A 23,030-nucleotide genomic window follows, 5' to 3' on the forward strand; every position below is an offset into this window, starting at 1 on the left:
CCCTCACGGCGGTAAATGTTCTCTGTCGCTCTCCACTCCTCATCTCTCAGGAAGGTCAATGATGACCCCCTTAAAGCGCAACGCACTCATGCTCACCGCTATCGCTTCTCTGGCGTTAGCACTCGCCGGCTGTGCGGGAACTGCCTCGGAAAAAACTGAAGCCGGTCCCCAAGGGCTGATTCAACCGGGCACCCTAACTACTTGCACCTACCCCGAGTATCACCCGATGGAATACTTCGAAGGAGGAACCGGCGGCGAGATCGTGGGCTTCGACGTCGATCTCGCGCGGGCCGTTGGTGACAGCTGGGGAGTTCAAACCAAGGTTGTGAACACCGCCTTTGATGGACTCATTCCGGGGCTGGATGCACAACGATGTGATTTGGTCATCTCCGGCCTGTCTGTCAGCGACGCGCGCCGGGAGGTAGCGGACGCCGTGCCTTATATGCTGACCGGCTACGCATTCGCCATTCAAAGCGGAAAAAATAGCCTGGAAAATCCCGAGGACTACTCAAGCCGCACCGTGGCGGTACTGGCGGGAAGCCGGATGGTAGCGAAGCTCAAAACCGTGAACGAGCAGCTGGCTTCCGAGGGTAAGCCGCTGATCAAGATTGACGAATACCCTGGAACCCCTCTTGCGGCGGGAGCTGTCATCTCGGGAAAGGCGGACGCGGTAATCGACACTGACATCGCCATCGCATCCCTTGTGAGTAAGAGCAACGGCACCTTGGAAGCAGTCACCAGTGCATTTGACCCTGATGAGGTCTTCGGCGCATACCTCCGCAAAGACGGCGCTCTCACCGGCTCTTTCCGGGACGCACTCAAGGCACTGCACGAAAAGGGCACCCTCGCGGCCCTTGCAGAGCGGTACGGACTTGAGCCCAACAAGATCGACCTCTCCAGCAACCTGTCAAGCAAAAAGTAATGAGGGGTTGTGACCGTATGACGACCGCGTCCGCACGAGAAGGGCAATACCCCGCATGAACTTTGACTTTTCCATCTTTTGGAACGCTCTGACGTCGCTAAATTATGTTAGTGGCGCGGTCCTTGCGATTCTGCTGGCGGTTCTCGCCATGGTGCTTGGCACCGTACTCGGTTTTCTCATTGCCTTGGCTCGTAGCTCTGGTAAACGCTGGCTGGTAACGCTGTCCGGCGTCTATGTGGGGGTCTTTCGTGGCCTGCCCACTCTGCTAATTCTGCTACTGGCATGGAATGCTGCGCCGCAGCTGATTCCGGCCCTCCGCTCGGAAGCCTACAGCCCGTTTGTCGCCGCATTAATCTCGCTCACCTTGGTTCAAGCGGCCTACATGGCAGAAATTATCCGCTCTGCTTTACTCAGCGTGGACGCGGGTCAGCCTTTGGCTGCGAGAGCGCTCGGGCTGACACCTGTCCAAACCATGATTCGCGTGGTGATCCCACAAGCAATTCGCATAGCTATTCCCCCGACGGGCAGCGAACTAATCAACACCATTAAGTACACGAGCCTGGCGAGCGTGATCTCACTGCGTGAGTTGCTGACCACAGCACAAAGCGGTGTATCCACAACGTTCCGTTACGCAGAATTTTACGCGGCGGCAGCTATCTACTACCTGGTTATCGTGACGGTCGTGACGGTCGTGCAGTCGCAGCTGGAGCGAAAATTCCTTTGGACGTCGAAAGATTTGCCGTCCGCTTCGCAGCCCGAACCAGGGACCGTTACCCTCGACTTGAAAGGAACGAAGGCATGATCCCTTCAACAATCGAGCCACTGCTCAGTGTTTCAGATCTAGCCAAGAGCTATGGTGCGAACGAAATTCTCAAGGGGGTCAACTTCTCGATCAAGGCGGGAGAGGTGAAGGCCATCCTCGGTGCGTCGGGGTCTGGGAAGAGCACTATGCTCCGCCTGATCGCTCTTTTGGAGCGGGCCGACCGTGGGGAGATCGTATTAGCTGGCCGCCGCCTCGGAGTCGCCGATCGTGCGGGAAAGGATACAGCCGCATCGGAGCGGCAGCTCGCTCACCAACGTCGCGACGTAGGAATGGTCTTCCAACAATTCAATCTCTTCCCCCATATGGATGCGCTGCACAACGTGGCCCTCGCGCTGACCATCGTGCAGAAGGTGCGGAAACACGAGGCGCTGGAAGCCGCTGCGGAGATGCTTAACCGAGTCGGTCTCGGGAACCGGAGCCATAAATATCCGCGTGAACTTTCAGGTGGACAACAACAGCGAGTAGCGATTGCACGCGCTTTGGTACTGAACCCGTCGGTGTTGCTGTTTGACGAACCAACTTCAGCGCTGGATGTAGAACTGGTCGGTGAGGTACTCAAAGTGATGGAAAGCCTCGCAGCAGATGGCATGACAATGATCGTCGTTACCCACGAGATCGGCTTCGCTAAGCGGGTCGCGGATGAAGTCTTGATGTTTGACCGTGGCAGCATCATAGAGCAGGCCGATCCCGAGACCTTCTTTGGATCACCCGCGCACGAGCGGACGCGAAGCTTCCTCAGCCACGTCCGATGAAAGTGTTTTGTGCAGGCTAGGCGTACCTCCACATTGGTCGAATGGCACAACCAGGTTCACCGCAACAACAGAACCTGCAAAAAGCGCCAGCATGAAAATGGCGATCCCCTCGTGGCCAGCGAGTCACGAGGGGATCCTATTTACTTACAAGGTTCGTCACAGGGGCGCGCTCGGACATGAACTGGTTGGACGTCCGGTCATGTGCACTATGGGCTAGAACGCTCCGGCCTGGCACCTAGTCACCGGTTGTCGCAAAGTTCGAGGCATTTGCCTGCTCAACCTTGATGCCGGCTGCGAGAAATTTCCGCACTTGTTCCGGGTCGGCGCCGTCATCGGTGACCAGGGTCCAGGGGAGCGCGAGTCGTGCCCACGCGTGGAAGGGCCGGAGGCCGAGCTTGGACGAGTCGGCGAGGACGTAGACGTCGTTGCCGCGGCGGGCCATGAGTTCCTTAAGGCGCGTCTGGGCATGGTCCGCTTCACAGATGCCGTCCTCGGCGGTGACGGCGTCCGCGCCGAGGAACACCCGGTCGAAGCTCATCCGTTCCAAGGCCGCTTCAGCGAGTGGGCCTACGAAGCTCTGGCTCACATTCCGGAGGCGGCCGCCGAGGCAGTCCACCTCAATGCCTTCGGATTCGGCGAGTTCCTGCATGATGTTCAGACCCGGTGTGGTCACGGACAGCTTCTCGAACTTTTGCAGTTCATGGGCGAGCGCGCCAACGGTGGAGCCGGCGTCGAGGAGGATACTTTCTCCGGGGATGATCAATGCTGCGGCCCAACGGGCGATGGCATGCTTCTGCTCAAAGGCCTCGCCGGTTCGTTGCCGTAGCGACGCCTCGGGGTGGGCTCCCAATGCCATGGCGCCGCCGTAGGTGCGGGCCAGCCGGCCTTGCCCGTTCAAGAGCGCCAAGTCGCGGCGGATGGTTGAGGCAGTTACCTCGAACCGGGCGGAGAGTTCCTCCACCGAGGCAAGGCCGGTGGTGACGGCGAGGTGGTAGATTTCCTCGCGCCGCGCGTTTGCGCTGAGCATTCCCGGTCTCCTTCCCGTGGCCGTGGTTACCATGCTAGTTCCGCCCGCGGGCAAGTGCCCGCCGCACCGCCGCCCGCTTCCATCACTACAAGACCTATCCGTCCAGGGCGGGGCGGGTGGCCATCTCGGCAGCCTGGTGCAGCGCCTCCACCATGGACCGCGGATCGGCGATGGCCTTGCCGGCGATGTCGAACGCGGTGCCGTGATCCACGGACGTGCGGATCACCGGCAGGCCCACGGTGATGTTCACGCCGGCTTCAATCCCCAGCACCTTCACCGGGCCGTGTCCTTGGTCGTGGTACATGGCAACGACGAGGTCGTAGTCGCCGCGCCCGGCCAGGAAGAACAGGGTGTCTGCGGGCAGCGGGCCCACCGCGTTGATGCCGGCCGCTTGTGCGGCTTTAACTCCGGGTTCGATCTTCTCCGCTTCCTCGCCCTGTCCGAACAGTCCGTTCTCGCCGGCGTGCGGGTTGATGGCGCAGACGCCTATCTTCGGGTTAGGGATTCCGGACCGGACCAGTGCCTCGTGGCCGCGGCGGATGGTGCGCTCCACCAGGTCCGGGTTGATCTTGCGGACGGCGTCCATCAGACCGATGTGCGTGGTCACGTGGATCACCCGGATCTTGGGAGTGGAGAGCATCATGGATACTTCTTCCGTCCCGGTAAGGTGCGCCAGCAGTTCAGTGTGCCCGGGGTAGATGTGGCCCGCCGAGTGGAGTGCCTCCTTGTTCAGCGGCGCCGTGCAGATGGCCTGCACCTTGCCTGCCATCGCAAGCTCGCTGGCCACCCGGATGTACTCGTACGCGCCGTGCCCGGCCACGGGGGAGAGCTGCCCCCATGGCAGGTCTTCAGGCAGCAGGGCCAGATCTATCACGTTCACGCGGCCTGGCGTGAACACCGCGTCCTCCACGTTCGTGATGCTCTGGATGTCCGCCTCGATGCCCAGGACGTCCGCGGCCTGGCGAAGGCGCAGCGCGTCGCCGATCACCACGGGACGGCACTCGGCGTTGCTCTGTGGATCCAGCACGGCGGCCACCACCACCTCCGGCCCCACCCCAGCGCCGTCGCCCATGGTCACGGCTACGTAGGGGAGTTCGTTCTGCTCGGTCTTGATACCTGCGGTGCTTGTCATTTCTGCTCCAGTTGGTTCGGAAGTCGTGCGGGGGGAAGCGGTGGTGGGAGCCTGCGTCGATTGGCCGCGGCGCTCCCTGATTTCGTTGTAGAGCTGTAAGAGGGCATGGTCGTCGCCGAAGCTGCCGGGTTTGGTTCCCACCAGCGTTCCGTCGTCGGCGCAGCTGAGCACCGCTCCGTGCTGCACGGACGTGACCGGCACCAGCCGGTGAAGGCCGACGGCGTCCAGGACTTCCCGGGCCGTCTCGCCGCCGGTGAGGATCAGGTCGGCCGTTGTTCCTCGCGATGCTTGGGCAGCGAAGGTGGACAGGTCCTGGACAATGCCGGCGGCGGCGGATGGGTACACTTTCCCTCCTGCTACGGTGACGGCCACGTTGGCACCTGCCGTCAGGAGGTGCTGTACTTCGTCGAGCTGCGTTTGATAGGCCCCCAGCGCATCGGCCCGCTGCGGCTTCAGCCTCACGACGGTGAAGTTGTACGTTTCCAGCTGCGCCAGTTGCGCCTGCGCTGTTGGGGATGCGGAGCCGACGACGGCGAGCACCGGCCTGGCGCCTTGCTGCGGTGGGGTGGTGAATTGGTCCGCTCGTGCTTCGGATTGCGCGTTCTGCGCATGTTGGGCAGCGGATCGTTGCGTAGCGAACCTCTGCGCAAGGACGTCGGCGGTCCCGCCTGTGCCAACCAGGACGATGCGGCGGTTGCCAGCTTGGAAGCCCAGATGCAGTAGCGCATCAACCACATTCTGGAGGTCGCCGAGCGTTTCGCCGTCGGCCACGGTTATGGAGGGCTGACTGGATTCCAGCACGGCGGACATTTTCTGGAGCAGCATTCCCGAGCGGACCGCGGCCAGATCCAGGGCCTGCACAGACGCAGGGTTGCCCGGACGGAGCAGCGAGGGAATATCAGCCGGAGGTTCCAAGAGCTCGGCCTGCCACAGGTTCGTCTCCGCCAAGGCAACGCCGGCCACCAGGGGTTCTCCGTTCTGGACTGAACGCTGCAACTGGGGGAGAGCGCCTGCTATAACGGCGTGGAAACCCAAGGCAGTCAATGCAGCCACCTCGGCGCGGATGTTCCCGCGCCACAGTGAGTCGATTTTCTTGAAGGCAACCTGCGCCCCGGATGCTGCGGGACTGGAGAAGGCATCCCTGGTTAGCGCTTCGGCGGTGGGCCCGGGAAGTGCGCGGGAGTGCGTGTCGGTGACCACGACGTCGGTGGCGGGCACAGCGCAGGAGGAACCGCCGTCGTATGTTCCCAGCAGGACTTGCGCGGAGAAGCCGTGCTGGACAAAGCAGTAGCCAACCTCGGCGGCGCCGGAGAAATCGTCGGCCTGCACATATACAGAAGCCACGTTGCTCCTCTCTCGTCATTTGTCGGTTGGAACCCCGCCGTTCAGCGGGAAGCTTTTCAACATTCTGACACGGTTGCGCGAATCGCGCTAGAAGGGTTGCGCAAATTGCGCATGGGTGGCAAAGTGATGGACACAACATTCGGCGCAGCCATCAGGCCGGCAGCCGTCCCCCCGATCTACCGAGAGGTCAACGATGACCGTTCTTCCTCAAGGACGTGAGATTTCCCGGCGCCGCCTGATCCAGTTCGGTGCGGCCGCAGGGTTTCTGCTGGGAACTGGCAGCCTCGCCGGCTGCGCCGGACCCACGGGCCTGCCAGGACCCAGTACCCTGACATTGGCCCTCAACCGGTCCCTGGTCAGCCTGGACAATAAGCTCAATCAGTTCGACGCCGCCGTCACTGTGCAGCGCTCGGTCCGCCAGGGCCTCACCGCGATCGGCCCCGAAACCGAGCCCATCCTGGTCCTGGCCGAGCGCTTCGAGATGACCGCCCCCACTGAGTGGACCGTCACCCTCCGGGAGGGTATCCGATACTCGGATGGCAGCCCGGTCAAGATTGAGGACGTAGCCACCGCACTGAAGATGTACCAGCAGGTACAGGGCTCGTTCGTGGCCGGATTCTTCCCCGAATTCCCCCAGGTGGTACCGGTGGATGAGCGTACCTTCAAGATGGTGTCCAAGAAGCCTGTTCCCATCCTGGACTCGCTCATGAGCATGATCCTGATAACCCCTGCGGCGCAGAACAAGCCGGAGGAACTGCAGGACGGCGTGGGCACCGGACCCTACGTTGTTACCAAGTTCAACCGTGGCGCCGGTACTTACAGCCTGGCCCGCAACGAGAACTACTGGGGTCCCAAACCCGGGATTGAGAACGTCGAAGTCCGCTTCCTTCCCGAGGAATCCAGCCGCGTCATCGCCTTGCGCAGCGGCGAAGTGGACATCATCGATTCCATCACCCCGGATTCGCGCGAACAGCTTGCCGGACTACCCGGCGTCCAGCTCAAGGAAGCATCGAGCCTCCGCCTGAACCAGATCTTCTACAACTTCCGCAAGCCCGCTGGCCACCCCTTGGCCGACGTCCGTGTCCGAGAAGCCCTCAGCTGGGCGATTGACGGTGAGGCGCTGGTCAAAGATGTTCTGGTGGACTCCGTCAGCGCGGCCGAAGGCGTCACTCCGGGCAGCCTGACCGGCTATCACAAGACCGGCACGTACACCTACGATCCCGAGAAGGCCAAAGCACGGCTCGCCGAACTCGGCGTCGAGGACCTGACTTTGAAGATCATCTGGGAAACCGGCGAGTTCGCCTCCGACACCTCCGTGATGGAAGCCCTGGTGGAGATGTTCGGCAACATCGGAGTGAAGACGGAGCTGCAACAGTTCGAGCCCGGTGGCAATATCCTCGCGTGGCGCCAGGGCAAGCAGGGTGACTGGGACTTGCTGGGCAACGGCTTCAGCAGCCCCACGGGCTTGGCCATCACCATGATGCAGGGCATGTACGCCGGAACCCCTGAAAAGGAAGCCACCCGCGATACGTACCAGGGCTACGTCTTCCCCGAAGTGCAGGCCAAGATCCAAGCCGCTTCCTCCGAAGTTGACCCCACCAAGCGGCAGGAACTGCTGGCCCAGGCGCAGCAAGCCATCTGGGACACGTGGCCTTGCGCCTGGGCCTTCGTGCCCAAATCCGTGCTCGCCCAGCGCGACCGGGTGTCCGGCGTCAACCTGGCGCCCACCAACTCCTACCCGCTCGTCGATGCACGGCTGGAGGCATAAGCCATGACGAACTACATCCTGAAACGCCTGGGACAGGGCCTGCTGACAGTGTTCCTCACGGTGTCCACCGTGTTCATCCTGATCCGCATGGCCCCGGGCGATCCCGCGGTCTCCTATGCCGGACCGCTGGCCACCACCGAACAGCTCGACGCCGTCCGGGAACAGTTCGGCCTCAACAAGCCCGTGCTGGAGCAGTACTGGATCTTCCTGCAGCAATTGTTCACCGGCAACCTGGGACAGTCCTACTCCTTCCAGGCACCCGCCATGGTGGTGGTGGCCGAGCGTATGCCCTACACGCTGACCCTCGCCACCGCAGCCATCCTCCTCACCGCCGTCGTCGCCATCCCACTGGGCGTATGGATGTCCCGCCGTCCGGACACCGGACGCGAGTTCGGCGTCAACGTCCTCACCATCGCCGGGCAATCCATGCCCGACTTTTGGACAGGCATCATGCTCCTCACCGGCTTCGCCGTGCTGATCCCCATCTTCCCGGCCTCCGGCTTCGCTACCTGGGGTGGGCTGGTCCTGCCCACCATCACCATCGCCATCCTGCAGATAGCTCTGATCTCCCGCATGGTCCGGCGCGAAATGACCGCCAACTTTGCCGCCCCGTATCTTACTGTGGCCCGCTCCCGAGGCGTCAGGAACTCGATGCTGACGTGGCGCTACGCCATGGGCAACTCCGCTATCCCCGTCTTCACCGCCCTTGGCACCCGCTTCGCCGCGATGCTCAACGGCGTGGTGGTGGTGGAGGTGGTGTTCGCCTGGCCAGGCGTCGGCTCCCTGATCGTTCGGGCACTCGAAACCCGCGATTACCCCCTGATCCAGGCCACGGTCCTGCTCACCGCGTTGCTCGCGGTCGGTGTCCAGCTACTCATTGACCTCGCCTACCCGCTTCTTGATCCCCGCGTTCGTCTTGGAAAGGCGGCAACAGCATGAGCCTCGACACCGCAACCCCCGCTGGACCCGGAAGCCCCGCAGGGCAACCGGCCCGGCAGCCCAGTCCCAGCGCAGTCACCAAAGCGGACATCGCCAAGGCGGGCGCCACCCGCCGTCGCAACGCTGCCAAGTGGAAGCTCATAGTGGGAACCATCTGCACGCTGCTGGTGATGATCCCCATCATTCTGGCCCAGGAGCTCCCGCTGCCTGACGCCAACTTCCAGGACCTCTCCGCACGGCGCCTCCCGCCGCTCACGGACGGGCACCTGTTCGGCACTGACCAGCTGGGCCGAGACCTCCTTTCCCGCGTCCTGCACGGCGGCCAGGTCTCGCTGACAATCGGCGTGCTTGCCGTGCTGGTCTCCGGCGCCATCGGCATCATCCTCGGCGCGGCCGCCGGCTACTTCGGTGGCTGGGTGGACACGGTTGTCTCGCGTGTCCTCGAGGCCCAGATGTCGTTGCCGCTGCTCATGATGCTGTTGCTGGTGGTTGCCTTGTTCGGCCCCTCCATCCCGGTCATCACGTTCGTGATCGCTATCGCCCAATGGCCGGAAGTGGCCCGACTTACCCGCTCCATGGTGCTGGTGGAACGCGAAAAGCCGTACGTCTCGGCGGCCCGGATCCTGGGATTGCATCGGGTCCAGATCCTTATCCAGCACATCATTCCCAATGTCATCAAGCAGGCAACCCTGGTGGTCCTGCTCCTGCTGGCCCAAGCTGTGCTGCTCGAATCAGCCCTCAGCTTCCTCGGCGCCGGTCCGCAGCGGCCGTTCGCAACGTGGGGCCGCATCATCTCCGATGGCCAGGACTACATCACCACCTCCTGGTGGATGGTCACCCTGCCCGGCCTGGTGATCGTGCTCATGGTGGTTGGCGTGAACCTGCTGGGTGACGGCCTTCGCGACCGTCCCCGCCGCAAGAAGAAGGGTGCCTGACATGACTGCACAACCCGCATCGCAGCCCGCGTTCAAAGAGCAGCCGCTGCTGGAAGTCCGCGATTTCCAGGTGGAGCTGATCACCGAGGCCGGAATCGTCCGTGCCGTGGACTCCGTCAGCTTCAGCATTCACCGGGGCGAGACGGTCACCATCATCGGCGAGTCAGGCTCCGGGAAGTCGACGACGGCGATGGGCGTCCTCCGCCTGCTGCCCGAGGACCTGGCCGTACTGTCCGGCACAGTGCTGATTGACGGCGTCGACATCACCGCCGACCCCAAGGCGATTAACAAGGTCCGAGGCAAGACCCTCGCCCTGATCCCGCAGGACCCCATGACTGCGCTGAGCCCGGTGCATTCGATCGGCAGCCAGCTGTTCGAAGCCATCCGGATCTCAGGGGCCGCGTCCGCAAAGGACAAGGGTGCGCTGCAGGCCCGCGCCGTCCGGCTGTTGGAGCAGGTGCACATTCCAACACCGGAGAAGCAGCTTAAGAAATACCCGCACCAGCTCTCCGGCGGCATGCTGCAGCGTGTGCTGATCGCCATCGCACTGGCCAGCGAGCCGCAACTCCTGGTGGCGGACGAGCCGACGTCGGCCCTGGATGTGACTGTGCAGGGAGGCATCCTGGACCTGCTGCTGGAACTCCAGGAGCAGCGCGGCATCGGCATCCTGATGATCACGCACGACCTCGGCGTGGCCCGGCTGATTTCGGACCGCATCCACGTGATGAAGGACGGCGCGTTTGTGGAGTCGGGCGAAGTCCAGCAGATCGTGGACCACCCCGCCACCGAGTACACCCGCAAACTGCTGGCCGCCGTGCCCGTGCTGGGTCCGTGGGACGAGACACCCCCCGGATCCCGCCCCACGCAGGCCGCCTCCGCCGGCAGCAGCCAAGCCCTGACCCAGACCGGAGCAACCCATGAGTAAGCCATTCCTCGCCGTCGAAAACCTGGTGGTGGATTACCACGTACCCGGTGGGACCTTCCGTGCCGTAGATGATGTGTCCTTCTCCGTAGACAAAGGCAAGACGATCGCCGTCGTAGGTGAATCCGGCTGCGGCAAGTCCACCATTGCCAAGGCACTGATGCGCCTGGTGGCTCCCACCAGCGGGCGAATCGACCTGGACGGCACGGACATCGCGTCCATGAGTGAGGCGAAGTTGCGGCCCATGCGCTCCAGGTTCCAGATGGTGTTCCAGGACCCCTATGGCTCGCTGGACCCGCACATGACCGCGCAGGAGATCGTCGCCGAGCCGCTGAAGTTGCAGGGTGTCCGGTCCAGGGCCGAACGACAACAGGCAGCAGCGAAACTGATCGACCAAGTGGGCCTGCCCGTCCGCTCATTGGACAAACACCCGGGCGAATTCTCCGGCGGCCAGCGCCAGCGCATCGGGATCGCCCGTGCCCTTGCGTCCAAGCCCGAACTTCTGGTCTGCGACGAGGCCACCAGCGCCCTGGATGTGTCCGTTCAGGCGCAGGTGCTGCGGCTGCTGAAGTCCATCCAGGACGAAACCGGCATCACCTACGTTTTCATCTCGCACAACCTTGGCGTGGTTCAGGAGATCAGCGATAGCGTCATGGTGATGCAGAAGGGCAGGCTGGTGGAACACGGCTCCACTGAGTCCGTCCTGACCGCCCCGAAGGAGGCCTACACGCGCAAGCTTCGCCGCGCCGCCCTGGACCCCTCCACCATGACGGGCCTGAAACCGCGACACCTGGTCCGGTCCTTGGCCCTGTCCAACCAGGCCTAAACCCCCTTGAACGACGCAACCATGAGGAATCAACGCATGAGCACACAGCCCTACGGCACCCAAGTGAATGGCCTGAAACTTCCCATTTCCCGGCTGGTCCTGGGGACCATGACATTCGGCGACACCGTCGATGAAGCCACCGCCGGGCGGATGGTGGAGGAAGCGCTTGCCGCCGGCATCACCACCATCGACACTGCCAACGCCTATGTTGGGGGCGTCACCGAAGAGATGCTGGCACGGCTTTTGAAGGGAAAGCGCGACGACGTCGTACTGGCTTCCAAAGCCGGCATGCCGCACGGGGACCATGGCTCCAATACTCCGTTGTCGCCTGCTGGGCTGCGGGCCAGCGTGGAGGGAAGCTTGCGTCGTTTGGGTGTGGACAGCATTGACCTCTTCTACTTGCACCAGCCGGACCGGGCCACGCCACTATCTGAGACCCTATCCACGGTGGCCGAGCTCTTTGCCGAGGGCAAAATCGGGGCTCTCGGCGTATCCAACTTCGCCGCCTGGCAGATCGCCGACGTTATCCACACGGCACGCGAAGTGGGAGCCCCGCAGCCTGTCGTCGCACAGCAGCTGTACAACCTGGTGGCCCGCCGGCTGGAGGAGGAGTACCTCGAATTTGCCGCGACCCACAACGTGCACACCATGGTCTACAACCCATTGGGCGGCGGCCTGCTCACCGGTAAGCACAGCTTCGACGCCAAGCCCACTGAGGGTCGCTACGGCGACTCGAAGCTCGCTGCAATGTACACGCAGCGGTACTGGGACAAACAACTGTTCGATGCGATCGGGGAACTGTCCCGCATCGCCAATGATGCCGGCATCACGTTGGCCGAGTTGTCGCTGCGCTGGCTTGCCTACCGCAAGGGCGTGGGGTCCATGCTGTTGGGCGGGTCCAAGGTAGAGCAGCTCCGCGCCAACATCGCCGCCGTGGCAAACGGACCGCTGCCAGCCGACGTCGTGGAGGCCTGCGATGCCGTGGGAACCTCGCTGCGCGGCCCCATGCCGGCTTACAACCGATGACTCACTCCACACCTACTGAACCGAATCTGACTGAAGGACTCTGATGACTTCCGAACTGGCCCTCGAATTCGCCCGCAAGATCCGCACCCGTGAGCAGGCGGTGGGCTATTGGGCTGTGCTGGACGCGCCCGTGGCCACCGAACGCATCGGCCGGCTCGGCTACGACTACGTGGCTCTGGACGCGCAGCATGGCTTGCTCGGCTACTCGGGCGTGCTCAACGGACTGATGGCCATCGACGCCGGACACACCGCCGTGGGTATGGTCCGGGTGGAAGCCAACGACTTCACAGCGATCGGCAAGGCGCTCGACGCCGGCGCCGTGGGCGTCATCGTCCCGCTTGTCAACAGCGCCGCAGACGCCGCTGCCGCCGTGGCGGCAGCCAAGTACCCGCCGCTGGGTGGCCGCTCCTACGGTCCCATGCGCTCTGCACTGCGGATCGGCCCCAAGCCCGCCGAAGCAAACGAAACCACCATGGTCTTCGCCATGATCGAGACCCCGGAAGGTCTGGCAAACGTCAAGGAAATCTGCGCCACCCCTGGCCTGGACGGCATCTACGTTGGACCGTCGGATCTGGCCATCGCCGTGGGCGGCGCCTTCCCAGGGGACCCCGCCGTCGAAACTGAATTCAACGCCGCACTGGAGACCATTGCAGAAGCGGCCGCCTCCGCAGGCATCGCCGCCGGTATCCACACACCCGCAGGCACGGTGGCTGCGCAGCGGCTGGCACAGGGCTACACCTTCACCACCATCGCCTCGGACCTGACGCACCTGGAACAAATCGCGAAGTCCCACCTGGACGCCGCGCGCTCTGACGCCGCCCGCGCCACCGGAACCAAAGAGAGCTAATCCCATGCAGAACACCACCACCGACGCGTACAGCACCGTCACTCCGGACGGCGCTGTCAAGCGGGCCGACGGCGCCGATTTCGCCTACCTGCCTGCGCCCACGGTTCAGAGCCACGCCGCCAACCTGCTCACCCTGCCGGACGGCCGGTTGGGTTGCGTGTGGTTCGGCGGCACCCAGGAAGGCGTGCCGGATATCTCCATCTGGTTCTCCGCCCTGGAACCGGGCAGCAGCCACTGGTCCCAACCGGCGCAGCTCTCGGACGACTCCACCCGTTCGGAGCAGAACCCCATCCTGTTTACCAACACTGATGGTGCGCTCTGGCTGCTGTACACCGCCCAAAAGGCGGGCAACCAGGACACAGCTGAGGTCCGGCGTCGTATTTCCACGGACAGCGGCCGCACCTGGGGACCCGTTGAAGTGCTGTTCGCCGCCAATCAAACCGGCGGAGTGTTCGTTCGCCAGCTGCCCGTAGCCCTTCCATCCGGCCGCTTGATCATCCCCATCTTCCGGTGCATCACTACACCGGGCGAGAAATGGGTAGGCAACAGCGACGACAGTGCCGTGATGATCTCCGACGACGCCGGCACCACGTGGACCGAGAGCATCCTGCCCGGGAGCCAGGGCTGCGTCCACATGAACATCCAACCCCTGGCGGATGGCTCGCTGCTGTCGCTCTTCCGCAGCCGCTGGGCCGACTCCATCTATGAGTCCCGTTCCACCGACGACGGGACCACCTGGAGCGAGCCAGTCCCCACAGAACTGCCCAACAACAACTCCTCCATCCAATTCACAGCCCTCGCGGACGGCCGCCTGGCCCTGGTGTACAACCACAGCCGGGCAGGCGCATCCACCGAGCGGCGCTTGTCGCTGTACGACGAAATCGACGACGACGGCCTGGCCGAGGAACAGGGCCAACTCGCCGAGCCGGACGCTGCTGCAGTGGAGGACGACGGTTCGCGGAAGGCCTTCTGGGGAACCCCGCGGTCTCCCATGACCCTGGCCATCTCCGAAGACTCCGGGCGCACCTGGCCCATCCGCCGCAACCTGGACGTGGGGGACGGGTACTGCCTGTCCAACAACTCCCGTGACGGACTCAACCGCGAGTACTCCTACCCGTCCATCCACCAAGGCCCGGACGGTGCGCTCAACATCGCGTACACGTACTTCCGGCAGGCCATCAAATACGTCCGGGTAGACCCGCAATGGGCCTACGAGGGCACGCAAACGCCAGGTGGCCTGGACGACGGGGCGATCAATGACGGTTGAGCCAGTGTTGCCCGGGCAGCACGCGGTAGTCACAGGCTGCAGCTCGGGAATCGGCATGGCCATCACCCGCCGCCTGCTGGCAGACGGATGGTCTGTGACCGGGTTGAGCCGGACCCCGACCTCGCTGGAGGGAAAGTTTGAGTGGCTCCAAGCGGACCTTTCCGACCCTGATTCGTTGGCTTCTGCAGTCAGCGACTTACGGCCGGTGGAAGCCCTGGTGCACGCCGCCGGGTTCCAACGGACCGCGGCCTTGGGGGAACTGGACCCGGCCGCGCTCTCCGGGATGTTCGCCGTGCACGTGAGTGCGGCCTCTGTGCTTGCCAATGCACTGGTGCCCTTAATGCCCAACGGCGGTCGGATCGTACTGCTGGGAAGCCGCACCTCGACGGGGTCACCGGGAAAGAGCCAGTACGCGGCAACCAAGGCAGCTCTGATGGGATTGGCCAGGACGTGGGCGCAAGAGCTGGCGCCGCGTAGCATCACAGTGAACGTGCTGTCTCCGGGTCCCACTGATACCCCCATGCTGAACGACCCCGGTCGAGCTGCCACCCCGGTGCGGATGCCCGCGTTGGGTGCTTTGGTAGACCCGGAGGATGTAGCCGCCTTGGCCGCCTTCCTCCTGGGCCCGCATGGCAAGTCGATCACGGGCCAGAACTACGTGATCTGCGGTGGTGCCTCGCTCTAGGCACAGTCGTGGGGTGATCGACATTTTCCAAGCGAGGGACAGTCGGGCTTACGGCATATCGAACCGGGTTTGCAGTCGCTGCTTTTGTTGGTTGTCCAAGCGGCGATGATGCCGACTCTGAGTAAGTGGTCAGAGAGTCGTGCGAAGCCGTAACTAGGTGTGTGTCGAGGGCGAGTCGCATGTATTGGTGTGCTTTGGAACCTTGGCCATCCCAACAGTTGATGTGGTGCCGGTGAGGATAGATAGCGCATTCTGTGCGCTTGAGCTTGGTCGGCTCGTCACCACAGTTGGCGTCTTCCTGGACACGGGCCTCATTGAAGGAAGCTTTGTTTCCAGAAGAAGGCGCCGACGCTAAATGCGGCCATGGCAGCATATAGCGTCGATGCACTGTCCCTCCCTTTGAGTTTCGGGGGGATTTTTCCCAAGAGGCAAGCGACCACTCAACGCTGGTCCTTGGAGGTCGGTCCCAGCAGTTCGGTAGATGACCCCTTGACCTTGGGCCGGGTTCACCCGGCCCAACGCGGGAGTATGTCCTGGTCAATGGCCAGGAGGTGTCCCAGCCCGGCAAGGACCAGGCCCTTGTTCTCCAGCAGGACTTAGTGGACGAATGCGCCGCGGTTAGCGTCTGAGGAGCCTGACTCTGTTTGTTCATCTACGAGCAACGACGATGATGCGTAAGCGCTGTCGTTTCGGGTATCGCGATTGCGGCTTTCAATGAGGCTGATGAACTCGTAAACGATCTGGGAGGCGGATAGTGACGTGAGTTCTGCGTGGTCAAAGGGGGGAGAGACCTCGACGACGTCGGCGCCGACGATGTTGAGCCCGCTCAGTCCTCGAATTATTTCGAGAGTCTCGCGTGAGGAGAGCCCGCCGGGTTCCGGTGTGCCAGTCCCGGGTGCGTGAGAAGGGTCAATGACGTCAATATCCAGGGATAGGTAAACCGGCAGGCCCTTCAGTCGGAGGTGGAGATCGTCAACGATGGCCTGCGTACCCGCCCGCGATATCTCTTCGGTAGAAACAATACGGAACCCAAGGTCGCGGTCCGCGTCCAAGTCATGACGTGACTGCAGCGAGTTTCGGATGCCGACGTGGACGAGGGGTTCTTTCAGCAGTAACCCCTCTTCCTGAGCCCGTCGGAAGGGAGACCCGTGGTGGATGCTCTCGCCAAAAATCACGTCCCAGGTGTCTAGATGAGCGTCAAAGTGTACGAGTGCCACTGGACCATGCACTGCGGCCGTGGCCCGCAGAAGTGGTAGGGCAATCGTGTGGTCTCCGCCGATGGCTACCACTCGCGTCGATTGCGTGATCATGGTTCGGGCTTGCGCCTCGATTTGTGTAACTGCTTCCTGGGTACTGAACGGGGTACATCCGAAATCTCCGGCGTCGGCTACAACTGCGTCCGACCATGGATAAACGTTCTGGTGCGGGTTGTAGGGTCGGAGAATTCGGCTTGCCTGACGGATAGCGGCAGGGCCGAGCCGAGCTCCGGGACGGTAGGTGGTTCCTGAATCGAAAGGAACTCCAACAATGGCAATGTCCGGCGCTCGGTCCAGGTCTTCGGCTCGGGGAAGGCGCGCAAACGTGGCAAAGCCCGCATATCTCGGAAGCGCATGTGGGTTAGTTACGCCGGGGGCCGTTGAGGTGGTGGCTGTGAGTCCGTTGCTGACTGTATTTTCGTTCGTGGTCATTGTTACCGTCCTTTATTCCGGGCGAGGACTGCGTGCGTAGGGAGTCCAGGTTCGAGCGTGTGAAGAGCCTCAGTGAATGCATTGAGGATGGTGTCCAGATCGGAGGGGGTGGATACCAGCGCTGGCGATATCTGCAGAGACCCGACCGCGCTCACGCGGGTAAGGACGCCTCGGGCTCGGATAGCACGGACTGCTTTCTGCCCTAAATGGCTATCTGCAGCCAGGGCCTGCGGGTCGAGTTGGATTCCCGCGAGGAAGCCCTCGCCCGTGCGGACTGCCGAAACGACGGAGCACGACTCGAGTGAGTGGAACTTGGCCATTAGCCTTTCGAGCTCCTGCCCCCGAAGAAGAAGGGACTCGTCCCGGATAATTCGCAGGTTTTCGAGCGCCGCGGCGGCACCAGTCGGGTGACCGCTGAATGTGTAGCCGTGAGCGAGGTACCGTTCTCTGGAATTGGAAAAAGGCGCAGCTACTCTGGGTGTAGCGATTACTGCTCCGAGAGGGAAGTATCCGCTCGTGATGGCCTTGGCAACAAGGAGGATATCGGGAACAACGCCGAAGCGGGTACTGGCGAACCAGTGACCCGCTCGACCGAAGCCTGTGGTCACTTCGTCCGCGATGAAGAGGATGTCGTTCTCTGCGCAGATTTCAGCTGTTCGCTGGAGGTAACCGGGTGTCGGGAAGTGAACTCCACCTGCTCCTACGATGGGCTCCACGATAAAGGCCGCGAGTTGGTCCGAGCCCACGGTGTCTATGACCCTTTGCAGGGCCTCGGCATCGTCCCTGTCGATCTGGTGGGAGCCGGGACCCAAGTCTCCAAAACCAGCCTTGTTGGAGTCGATTCCCGAAACTCCGGTGCTCGTGACATGCATTCCGTGGTAGGAGCCGCGTCTCGAAACGATCCCTTGTTTTTGCGGCAGACCGTGTTCGAACCAGTATCGGCGGGACAACTTGATTGCCGTTTCCACTGTGTCGCTGCCACCATTCGAGAATAGGATTTTCGACCCGGGCACTGGTGCAATTTCGTCCAGCTCGGCAGAAAGTTGTTCGATCGGTCCGTTGCTGTAGTCACCGAAGGTCGAGTAGGCGTGTAGTTTCACGGATTGCTTCCGCATCGCATCGGCGATGGTTGCTCGGCCGAAGCCGACGTGCGCATACCAGATGCCTGCAGTTGCATCGGTGTAGCTGCGGCCGTCTTCGTCGGTCACCGTCACACCGTCTGCGTGATCGATAATCACAGTTTCGGTGCTGCCGCCGAGGATTGGCGAAAACGGACGCCAGTGAGCGCTTTCGAAGGCGTTGGCCTCATGGCTCGCTTGAATCATTGTGATCTTGTTCTTTCAGATGGTTGGGGTGTTCACCAGAGTTCTAAGATCAGCGGGACAAGACGCTTGTGGGCGTGACGACGTTGGTCTCGCTGATGTTGTATTTTTTGGCGATCCTGGCCGCCTCACCGGAACTAACGACGCTGGACCAGGCCGTCAGGATTGCAGGTCCCATGCTGCTGCCCTTTTTGACGTAGACACCGAAATTTGTTGTTCCTGGGAAGGCGCCGGAAATCTCTTCCAAACTCCCGCTCTTCTCAGCTGCGAGTCTGACCGCAATGTCAAGGTCCACGGCGACGTCTTCCTTGCCGGAGATGAGCGCTGCGTACTCGCTTCCTCCCGGATACTCACTGATCTTGGCCGGACTTAGCCCCTTTTTGACCAAGTCCTCTGAAGCGGCGCGAAGCTGCTTGCTCACTGCACCGCCGGCGGATACTGCTGCCCGGAGGCCAGCCAAATCGTCGAGCGACTTGATGTTTTTTGGGTTACCAGCGGGAACGGCGATCGATACCGAAGATGCCAAATACGGAACAGCATCAGCTGCTGCCAGCCTGTCGTCATTTATGAAAAGTCCGCTCCAGGCAACGTCGCACCGTCCTGCTTCCATGGCGGGGATGGTGCTTGCGAAAGCGGTGTTCAACACTTTGAGCTCAACTCCCCATTCTTTCGCCACTGCCCGGGCCGCATCCATGTCGAAACCTATTTCCTTGCCGGTCGTCCCGTTCTCGAAGTAATCCATAGGCGGGTAGGTCAGGTCAGAGCACACGGTCAACTGTCCGGGTGTTGTCAGACCTTCCGGCGCTCCCGCAGTGTTCTGAGTGCTTGTCGATGCGCTGCCACAACCCGCAAGAACCACCGCCAGAGCGGCGGCGCCAGTCGTAAAAGCCGTAATCCGTGAAGCAGGTACCATCAGTCAGTCCTTTTTAGAAAACTGCAGAAACAGAACGTGTGTGACAACTTACATTCAAAATATGAGGTTTGGCAATAGGTAATGATCATTTTGAACGCATAGAGCCCGTGGAATAATCGTCAAGGCTCTGACTGTAAGCCGGTGTCAGCGACCTGTTGGCTACGGCTCGCCCGTAATGGTGAGGGCTTTGCGAGGTCGCCCGGGAGCGGGCCAGCTCACCTCGGATCTGCGGGAGTTGCCAAGGCGCGGGAGTCGGCCATTTCTCCTGAAGCAGACGCGGTCCGCTGAGCCAGGCGATAGCCTGCCGAGAGAGCACGCCGCAGTGTCGGCCGACGGCATGGCGGGACGGCCGGACCCTAGACGGTGATAACACCCGCTAGGGAGGGGAACTCTCGAACTGCCGCAGCGCATTCAAGGGCCGGAGCGTCGGCCCATCAGGTGATGCGACGGCGCATGTCAGTTCTGACCAAGCGATCGGTTCACCTTGGCTGCCCTGGCTGCCCTTGGCTGCACAGATCGACTAAATACCAGCCTTGAAGGTCACGACCAGGGTTCAAGCCTGCGACCGCAGCCCTGCCCCGCGATTGCTGTTACGACGTCAAAACGCTGGGCCAGCTGCCCAGGGCCATTGTGTTTTCTGGAGGGGTTAGCCGAAACGGACGTCCGTACCAACTTTGAGCATCTTGAGCCAGGGATACACCTCTAGGCTGAGGAGCGGGGAGACCTCACGGATCCGGCGCCCGACGACGTCAAGTTGGGAATCGACGTCCGGGCATCCGATCACTGCTATCGCATCAAAACGGCCCAAGCAATGACTGAGCATTTCAACCTCGGGAAACTCTGACAGCTGTTGAATTGCCTCAGCTGCGTTGCCCGCCCATCTCAACCCGACATGAGCGAAAACGCCTAAGCCAAGGGCCTCGCGATTGATGACGGTTACGATTTCCACCACGCCGGAATTTATCAACGCCATTGCGCGCCGCCGCGCAGTTGCGTAGCTCATTCCTGCCATCTCTGCCAGGTCCCGGTATGATATGCGCCCGTCATTGGTCAGGGCATCAATGATGATGTTGTCTTCATCGGTGAGCCGACCCGGACTCACCATCGGCGGAGTCGCAACCGTGGTGACGCCCCAATTTGGACGTGATATTGGAATGTTGCGTTGAGAGCGTGCCGGTTTTCGGCTGTGGATCTCGAACTTGCTGAACGTAAGGTTGATAAACGTTTCCGTGGTCGTGATCTCCGGAATTGACCTCACCTGGGAGTCGAGAAGTTCCAAGAAGTCAGCCCTGTCACGTGCGTTAACCTCTGCAATGAGGTCGAAGCCACCAGCCGTCTCAACCAAGAAGGCGATCTGGGGCAGCGCAATGAGCTGGTCGGCGACAGGTCCGACAGGACCGCTTATGTTCAGGCCTATGTTTGCGAAGAAGCCCCACTCCATGCGTTCCATCGTGCTAACGCCCATGACACGGAACGCGTTGAGCTCCTTTAGCTTCAAGACTCGGCCTCTTGCCACGTCAGGGGTTACCCCGGTCCGGGATGCCAAGTCAGCATAGGAGACGCGACCGTCCTCTTGTAGGGCGCTGATGACAGCGAGATCTAAGTCATCGGGGCCGCTCTGGGCTAATAGTTGCGTCATTGCCGCTAGATCCTATCTGAGAAGCTGCGCCACCGCAGGTTGGGCCTGACTAACGATACCGGGCGCGCAGCCTGTCCGTTCAGTCGCGCTAGCCGTGCACTCCTAGCCTACGAGGAGCAGTCGATTCTGCAAATAACAGTTGCCAGACTGTTGATAATGAACTTATAGTGATCTAGATCGCAGCATTTGAATAAATCCCGTCCGCAGATAGCTTCATGCAAGGCCGGGGGTCGGTCGCCGAAACCCTCTCACTTCCCACCTCAGGAACCAAATTATGAGTTTCGATTTCAATCTTTTCCTTAGTGCTCTCTTCTCAAGCGAGTTTGCAGCTGGAGCAGGAATCAGCCTTGTCCTGGCTATCTTGGCGCAACTGCTCGCCGTCCTGCTCGGCTTCCTATTGGCCTTGGTCCGGATGTCCAGCCATCCAGTGGTCCGATCCTTGTCCGGCGCCTATGTTTGGTTTTTTCGTGCCATCCCTACCCTGATCATCCTGCTCGTTATCTGGAACGCTCTCCCACAAGTCATTACGCCCCTAAGGGGTGAATGGTTTACCCCCTTCATAGCTGCACTCATTGGACTCAGCCTGACAGAAGCTGCCTACATGGCCGAGATCTTGCGCTCTGCTCTCAACAGTGTTGACTCCGGTCAGGCGCTTGCCGGCCGGGCGCTAGGTATGACACCTGCTCAGGTCATGCTGAAAGTAACATTGCCGCAGGTGATTCGAGTGGCGCTCCCACCCACAGGCAACGAGTTCATAGGAATGGTCAAGTTCACATCCCTGGCCAGTGTTATTTCTCTAACTGAGCTTTTGGCAACGGCCGAAGCTCGAATCGCCCAAACGTTCCGCTACGCCGAGATGTATTCAGCAGCAGTGATTTACTACCTGATCATTGTAAGCATCCTGATGTTCGTGCAGCGTAACGTCGAAATCAAGTACCGATGGAGCAGAAAGCTCCCCGCCCGCGCAGCCCGGATCAAGGTGGCCCAGTGATGCACTCGACGACAACCAAGAGCCCAGTGGAGGGAAAAATGCAACTACCCGTCATTAGCGCCAGAGGCATCATCAAACGCTATGGGCACGACGAAGTGCTCCGTGGAGTGGACTATGACATCCACCAGGGTCAGGTGAAGGCCATTATCGGCCCGTCGGGATCGGGCAAATCCACGCTGCTGCGGCTTCTGGCACTGCTGGAACACGCCGACGGCGGGAGCATCCACCTAGATGGCGACCTCGTAGGGGCTCGCGCTCACCAGAACGGTTCCAGCCGCCCTGCCCCCGAGCGGATTCTGTCTCGGCAAAGGCGGCCGGTAGGTATGGTTTTCCAGAAGTTCAATCTGTTTCCACACCTGACAGCCCTCGAGAACGTGATGCTGGCGCAGGTGGTAGTGACAAAAAGGCACAAAAAAGAAGCAGAAGAAAGGGCCATGGAAACTTTGGCCCGCGTTGGCCTGCAAAACCACGGCTCCCACTACCCGTCAGAGCTTTCAGGAGGGCAACAGCAGAGAGTTGCGATAGCCCGAGCAGTGGTTCAGCAGCCCCGTGCTTTGCTCTTCGACGAACCAACTTCGGCGTTGGACCCTGAATTGGTTTCCGAAGTCCTTAGGGTCATGGAATCGCTGGCCGCAGAAGGGATGACGATGGTCATCGTTACACACGAGATCGCCTTTGCAAGAAAAGTAGCAGATGAAATCGCCTTCTTTGACGCTGGCCTAATCCTCGAACAGTCCGCCCCACTGTCACTGTTTGAGAACCCCCAGCACGAACGCACGCGCCAATTCCTCACCCACGTCTCGTAGCCGCGTTCCGCCGCGGGGTCCGCAGGAAAAGTCGCGAACGATGGCTGGACACGGCCCCATTGCAGCTGCTTCCCAGGCCCGTTTTGGGAATAAGTTCTTCTTTGGGCGCGACTGGCCAACGTCATTGAAACTTTCCGGACTCGGACACAGTAACTTATGGCATGTCGAGTCGGGTTTTGTAGGCGGTGTTTTTGTTGGTGTTCCAGCCGGCGATGATTCCGGCTCCGAGCATTTGATCGGTTAGGCGTGCGAAGCGGTAGCCGGGGTCTGTGTCGAGAGCGAGTTGCATGTATTGGTGTGCTTTGGATCCTCGGCCTTCCCACCAGTTGATGTATCCGATGGTGGTGAGGATGGGTGCTGCGTGTTGGGGGCTGGTTCTGGTGTAGGCGTGGATGAGTAGTTGTTGGGCCCATTCGATCCGTGACCATTGAGGCGCCGTTTCGGTTAAAGCGAACA

The 23,030-nt window shown here is 61.6% G+C and carries 21 protein-coding genes; 14 read left to right on the plus strand and 7 right to left on the minus strand.

The window, feature by feature from the left end; genetic code table 11:
* Positions 1 to 88 precede the first annotated feature (88 nt).
* From BLW08_RS12795 to BLW08_RS12805, 3 genes are read left to right on the plus strand one after another with little or no spacing between them, the layout of a single operon-like run.
* Positions 89 to 922, plus strand: a complete 834-nt coding sequence (locus tag BLW08_RS12795) for a transporter substrate-binding domain-containing protein (protein ID WP_175538693.1) — start codon at positions 89 to 91, stop codon at positions 920 to 922.
* A gap of 55 nt (positions 923 to 977) precedes the next feature.
* Entirely contained in the window at positions 978 to 1,724 is a 747-nt protein-coding gene (locus BLW08_RS12800) for an amino acid ABC transporter permease (RefSeq protein ID WP_091325518.1), read from the plus strand.
* The gene (locus BLW08_RS12805; RefSeq protein WP_091325522.1) at positions 1,721 to 2,497 is read left to right on the plus strand and encodes an amino acid ABC transporter ATP-binding protein; all 777 of its coding nucleotides are present in this window, start codon (positions 1,721 to 1,723) and stop codon (positions 2,495 to 2,497) included. Before BLW08_RS12800 ends, BLW08_RS12805 begins: the two co-directional genes overlap by 4 nt.
* 235 nt (positions 2,498 to 2,732) lie before the next feature.
* Here BLW08_RS12805 and BLW08_RS12810 read toward each other — a convergent pair whose 3' ends face one another.
* A complete protein-coding gene (locus BLW08_RS12810; RefSeq protein WP_091325524.1) occupies positions 2,733 to 3,524 on the minus strand; it encodes a DeoR/GlpR family DNA-binding transcription regulator in 792 nt (263 codons plus the stop codon).
* A gap of 94 nt (positions 3,525 to 3,618) precedes the next feature.
* Positions 3,619 to 6,000 carry a 4-hydroxythreonine-4-phosphate dehydrogenase PdxA gene (pdxA, locus tag BLW08_RS12815; protein WP_091325529.1) on the minus strand — a complete coding sequence of 794 codons (2,382 nt, stop codon included), beginning with the start codon at positions 5,998 to 6,000 and terminating at the stop codon, positions 3,619 to 3,621.
* Positions 6,001 to 6,193: 193 nt separating this feature from the next.
* Here pdxA and BLW08_RS12820 point away from each other — a divergent pair, with 193 nt between their 5' ends.
* Genes BLW08_RS12820 through BLW08_RS12860 form a run of 9 tightly spaced genes read left to right on the plus strand, consistent with a single transcriptional unit; the run spans position 6,194 to position 15,215 of the window.
* The gene (locus BLW08_RS12820; RefSeq protein ID WP_091325531.1) at positions 6,194 to 7,768 is read left to right on the plus strand and encodes an ABC transporter substrate-binding protein; all 1,575 of its coding nucleotides are present in this window, start codon (positions 6,194 to 6,196) and stop codon (positions 7,766 to 7,768) included.
* A gap of 3 nt (positions 7,769 to 7,771) precedes the next feature.
* Positions 7,772 to 8,707 carry an ABC transporter permease gene (locus tag BLW08_RS12825; RefSeq protein WP_091325533.1) on the plus strand — a complete coding sequence of 312 codons (936 nt, stop codon included), beginning with the start codon at positions 7,772 to 7,774 and terminating at the stop codon, positions 8,705 to 8,707.
* Positions 8,704 to 9,642, plus strand: a complete 939-nt coding sequence (locus tag BLW08_RS12830) for an ABC transporter permease (protein WP_091325535.1) — start codon at positions 8,704 to 8,706, stop codon at positions 9,640 to 9,642. Before BLW08_RS12825 ends, BLW08_RS12830 begins: the two co-directional genes overlap by 4 nt.
* A 1-nt stretch (position 9,643) precedes the next feature.
* The gene (locus BLW08_RS12835) at positions 9,644 to 10,567 is read left to right on the plus strand and encodes an ABC transporter ATP-binding protein (protein ID WP_091325536.1); all 924 of its coding nucleotides are present in this window, start codon (positions 9,644 to 9,646) and stop codon (positions 10,565 to 10,567) included.
* Positions 10,560 to 11,390, plus strand: coding sequence for an ATP-binding cassette domain-containing protein (locus tag BLW08_RS12840; protein ID WP_091325538.1), 831 nt, complete (start codon positions 10,560 to 10,562; stop codon positions 11,388 to 11,390). The genes BLW08_RS12835 and BLW08_RS12840 overlap by 8 nt, the downstream gene beginning before the upstream one ends.
* Before the next feature lie 36 nt (positions 11,391 to 11,426).
* Positions 11,427 to 12,416, plus strand: coding sequence for an aldo/keto reductase (locus BLW08_RS12845; protein WP_091325539.1), 990 nt, complete (start codon positions 11,427 to 11,429; stop codon positions 12,414 to 12,416).
* 43 nt (positions 12,417 to 12,459) lie between these two features.
* On the plus strand, positions 12,460 to 13,263 hold the full coding sequence (locus tag BLW08_RS12850) for an HpcH/HpaI aldolase family protein (protein WP_091325540.1): 804 nt from the start codon (positions 12,460 to 12,462) through the stop codon (positions 13,261 to 13,263).
* A 4-nt stretch (positions 13,264 to 13,267) separates the two neighbouring features.
* Positions 13,268 to 14,530, plus strand: coding sequence for a sialidase family protein (locus tag BLW08_RS12855; protein WP_091325541.1), 1,263 nt, complete (start codon positions 13,268 to 13,270; stop codon positions 14,528 to 14,530).
* The gene (locus BLW08_RS12860; protein ID WP_091325545.1) at positions 14,520 to 15,215 is read left to right on the plus strand and encodes an SDR family NAD(P)-dependent oxidoreductase; all 696 of its coding nucleotides are present in this window, start codon (positions 14,520 to 14,522) and stop codon (positions 15,213 to 15,215) included. Before BLW08_RS12855 ends, BLW08_RS12860 begins: the two co-directional genes overlap by 11 nt.
* A 596-nt stretch (positions 15,216 to 15,811) precedes the next feature.
* On the opposite strand, the gene speB is transcribed toward BLW08_RS12860, so the two are convergent.
* The 4 genes from speB to BLW08_RS12880 all read right to left on the minus strand — a co-directional run bounded on the left by speB (position 15,812) and on the right by BLW08_RS12880 (position 20,777).
* Entirely contained in the window at positions 15,812 to 16,903 is a 1,092-nt protein-coding gene (gene speB / locus BLW08_RS12865) for an agmatinase (protein ID WP_091325547.1), read from the minus strand.
* Positions 16,904 to 16,905: 2 nt separating this feature from the next.
* Positions 16,906 to 18,228, minus strand: a complete 1,323-nt coding sequence (locus tag BLW08_RS12870; RefSeq protein WP_091325552.1) for an aminotransferase family protein — start codon at positions 18,226 to 18,228, stop codon at positions 16,906 to 16,908.
* A gap of 49 nt (positions 18,229 to 18,277) precedes the next feature.
* Complete coding sequence (locus tag BLW08_RS12875; protein WP_091325555.1) at positions 18,278 to 19,138, minus strand: transporter substrate-binding domain-containing protein; 861 nt, start codon at positions 19,136 to 19,138, stop codon at positions 18,278 to 18,280.
* Between the two features lie 646 nt (positions 19,139 to 19,784).
* Positions 19,785 to 20,777: an Lrp/AsnC family transcriptional regulator gene (locus tag BLW08_RS12880; protein WP_091325557.1), complete on the minus strand. Its 993-nt coding sequence runs from the start codon at positions 20,775 to 20,777 to the stop codon at positions 19,785 to 19,787.
* A 274-nt stretch (positions 20,778 to 21,051) separates the two neighbouring features.
* Between BLW08_RS12880 and BLW08_RS12885 the strand changes: the two genes are divergently transcribed.
* Both BLW08_RS12885 and BLW08_RS12890 read left to right on the plus strand, forming a co-directional pair.
* Entirely contained in the window at positions 21,052 to 21,768 is a 717-nt protein-coding gene (locus BLW08_RS12885) for an amino acid ABC transporter permease (protein WP_091325558.1), read from the plus strand.
* Positions 21,768 to 22,574: an amino acid ABC transporter ATP-binding protein gene (locus BLW08_RS12890; protein WP_302846905.1), complete on the plus strand. Its 807-nt coding sequence runs from the start codon at positions 21,768 to 21,770 to the stop codon at positions 22,572 to 22,574. Before BLW08_RS12885 ends, BLW08_RS12890 begins: the two co-directional genes overlap by 1 nt.
* Positions 22,575 to 22,728: 154 nt before the next feature.
* Here the strand turns inward: BLW08_RS12890 and BLW08_RS12895 are convergent.
* Positions 22,729 to 23,030: DUF4192 family protein (locus BLW08_RS12895; protein WP_139244896.1), on the minus strand; the 302-nt coding region annotated here is incomplete at its 5' end.

The sequence above is a fragment of the Arthrobacter sp. cf158 genome (assembly GCF_900106835.1).
GTDB lineage: Bacteria > Actinomycetota > Actinomycetes > Actinomycetales > Micrococcaceae > Arthrobacter.

Bases quoted from the DNA above. Each gene is read 5' to 3' on its own strand.
- BLW08_RS12890 (WP_302846905.1), top strand. From the start codon at position 21,768: ATGCACTCGACGACAACCAAGAGCCCAGTGGAGGGAAAAATGCAACTA.
- BLW08_RS12795 (WP_175538693.1), top strand. From the start codon at position 89: ATGCTCACCGCTATCGCTTCTCTGGCGTTAGCACTCGCCGGCTGTGCG.
- BLW08_RS12850 (WP_091325540.1), top strand. From the start codon at position 12,460: ATGACTTCCGAACTGGCCCTCGAATTCGCCCGCAAGATCCGCACCCGT.
- BLW08_RS12805 (WP_091325522.1), top strand. From the start codon at position 1,721: ATGATCCCTTCAACAATCGAGCCACTGCTCAGTGTTTCAGATCTAGCC.
- BLW08_RS12820 (WP_091325531.1), top strand. From the start codon at position 6,194: ATGACCGTTCTTCCTCAAGGACGTGAGATTTCCCGGCGCCGCCTGATC.
- BLW08_RS12870 (WP_091325552.1), bottom strand. From the start codon at position 18,228: ATGATTCAAGCGAGCCATGAGGCCAACGCCTTCGAAAGCGCTCACTGG.
- BLW08_RS12830 (WP_091325535.1), top strand. From the start codon at position 8,704: ATGAGCCTCGACACCGCAACCCCCGCTGGACCCGGAAGCCCCGCAGGG.
- BLW08_RS12875 (WP_091325555.1), bottom strand. From the start codon at position 19,138: ATGGTACCTGCTTCACGGATTACGGCTTTTACGACTGGCGCCGCCGCT.
- BLW08_RS12845 (WP_091325539.1), top strand. From the start codon at position 11,427: ATGAGCACACAGCCCTACGGCACCCAAGTGAATGGCCTGAAACTTCCC.
- BLW08_RS12825 (WP_091325533.1), top strand. From the start codon at position 7,772: ATGACGAACTACATCCTGAAACGCCTGGGACAGGGCCTGCTGACAGTG.
- BLW08_RS12835 (WP_091325536.1), top strand. From the start codon at position 9,644: ATGACTGCACAACCCGCATCGCAGCCCGCGTTCAAAGAGCAGCCGCTG.
- BLW08_RS12885 (WP_091325558.1), top strand. From the start codon at position 21,052: ATGAGTTTCGATTTCAATCTTTTCCTTAGTGCTCTCTTCTCAAGCGAG.
- BLW08_RS12855 (WP_091325541.1), top strand. From the start codon at position 13,268: ATGCAGAACACCACCACCGACGCGTACAGCACCGTCACTCCGGACGGC.
- BLW08_RS12800 (WP_091325518.1), top strand. From the start codon at position 978: ATGAACTTTGACTTTTCCATCTTTTGGAACGCTCTGACGTCGCTAAAT.
- speB (WP_091325547.1), bottom strand. From the start codon at position 16,903: ATGACCACGAACGAAAATACAGTCAGCAACGGACTCACAGCCACCACC.
- BLW08_RS12860 (WP_091325545.1), top strand. From the start codon at position 14,520: ATGACGGTTGAGCCAGTGTTGCCCGGGCAGCACGCGGTAGTCACAGGC.
- BLW08_RS12810 (WP_091325524.1), bottom strand. From the start codon at position 3,524: ATGCTCAGCGCAAACGCGCGGCGCGAGGAAATCTACCACCTCGCCGTC.
- BLW08_RS12880 (WP_091325557.1), bottom strand. From the start codon at position 20,777: ATGACGCAACTATTAGCCCAGAGCGGCCCCGATGACTTAGATCTCGCT.
- BLW08_RS12840 (WP_091325538.1), top strand. From the start codon at position 10,560: ATGAGTAAGCCATTCCTCGCCGTCGAAAACCTGGTGGTGGATTACCAC.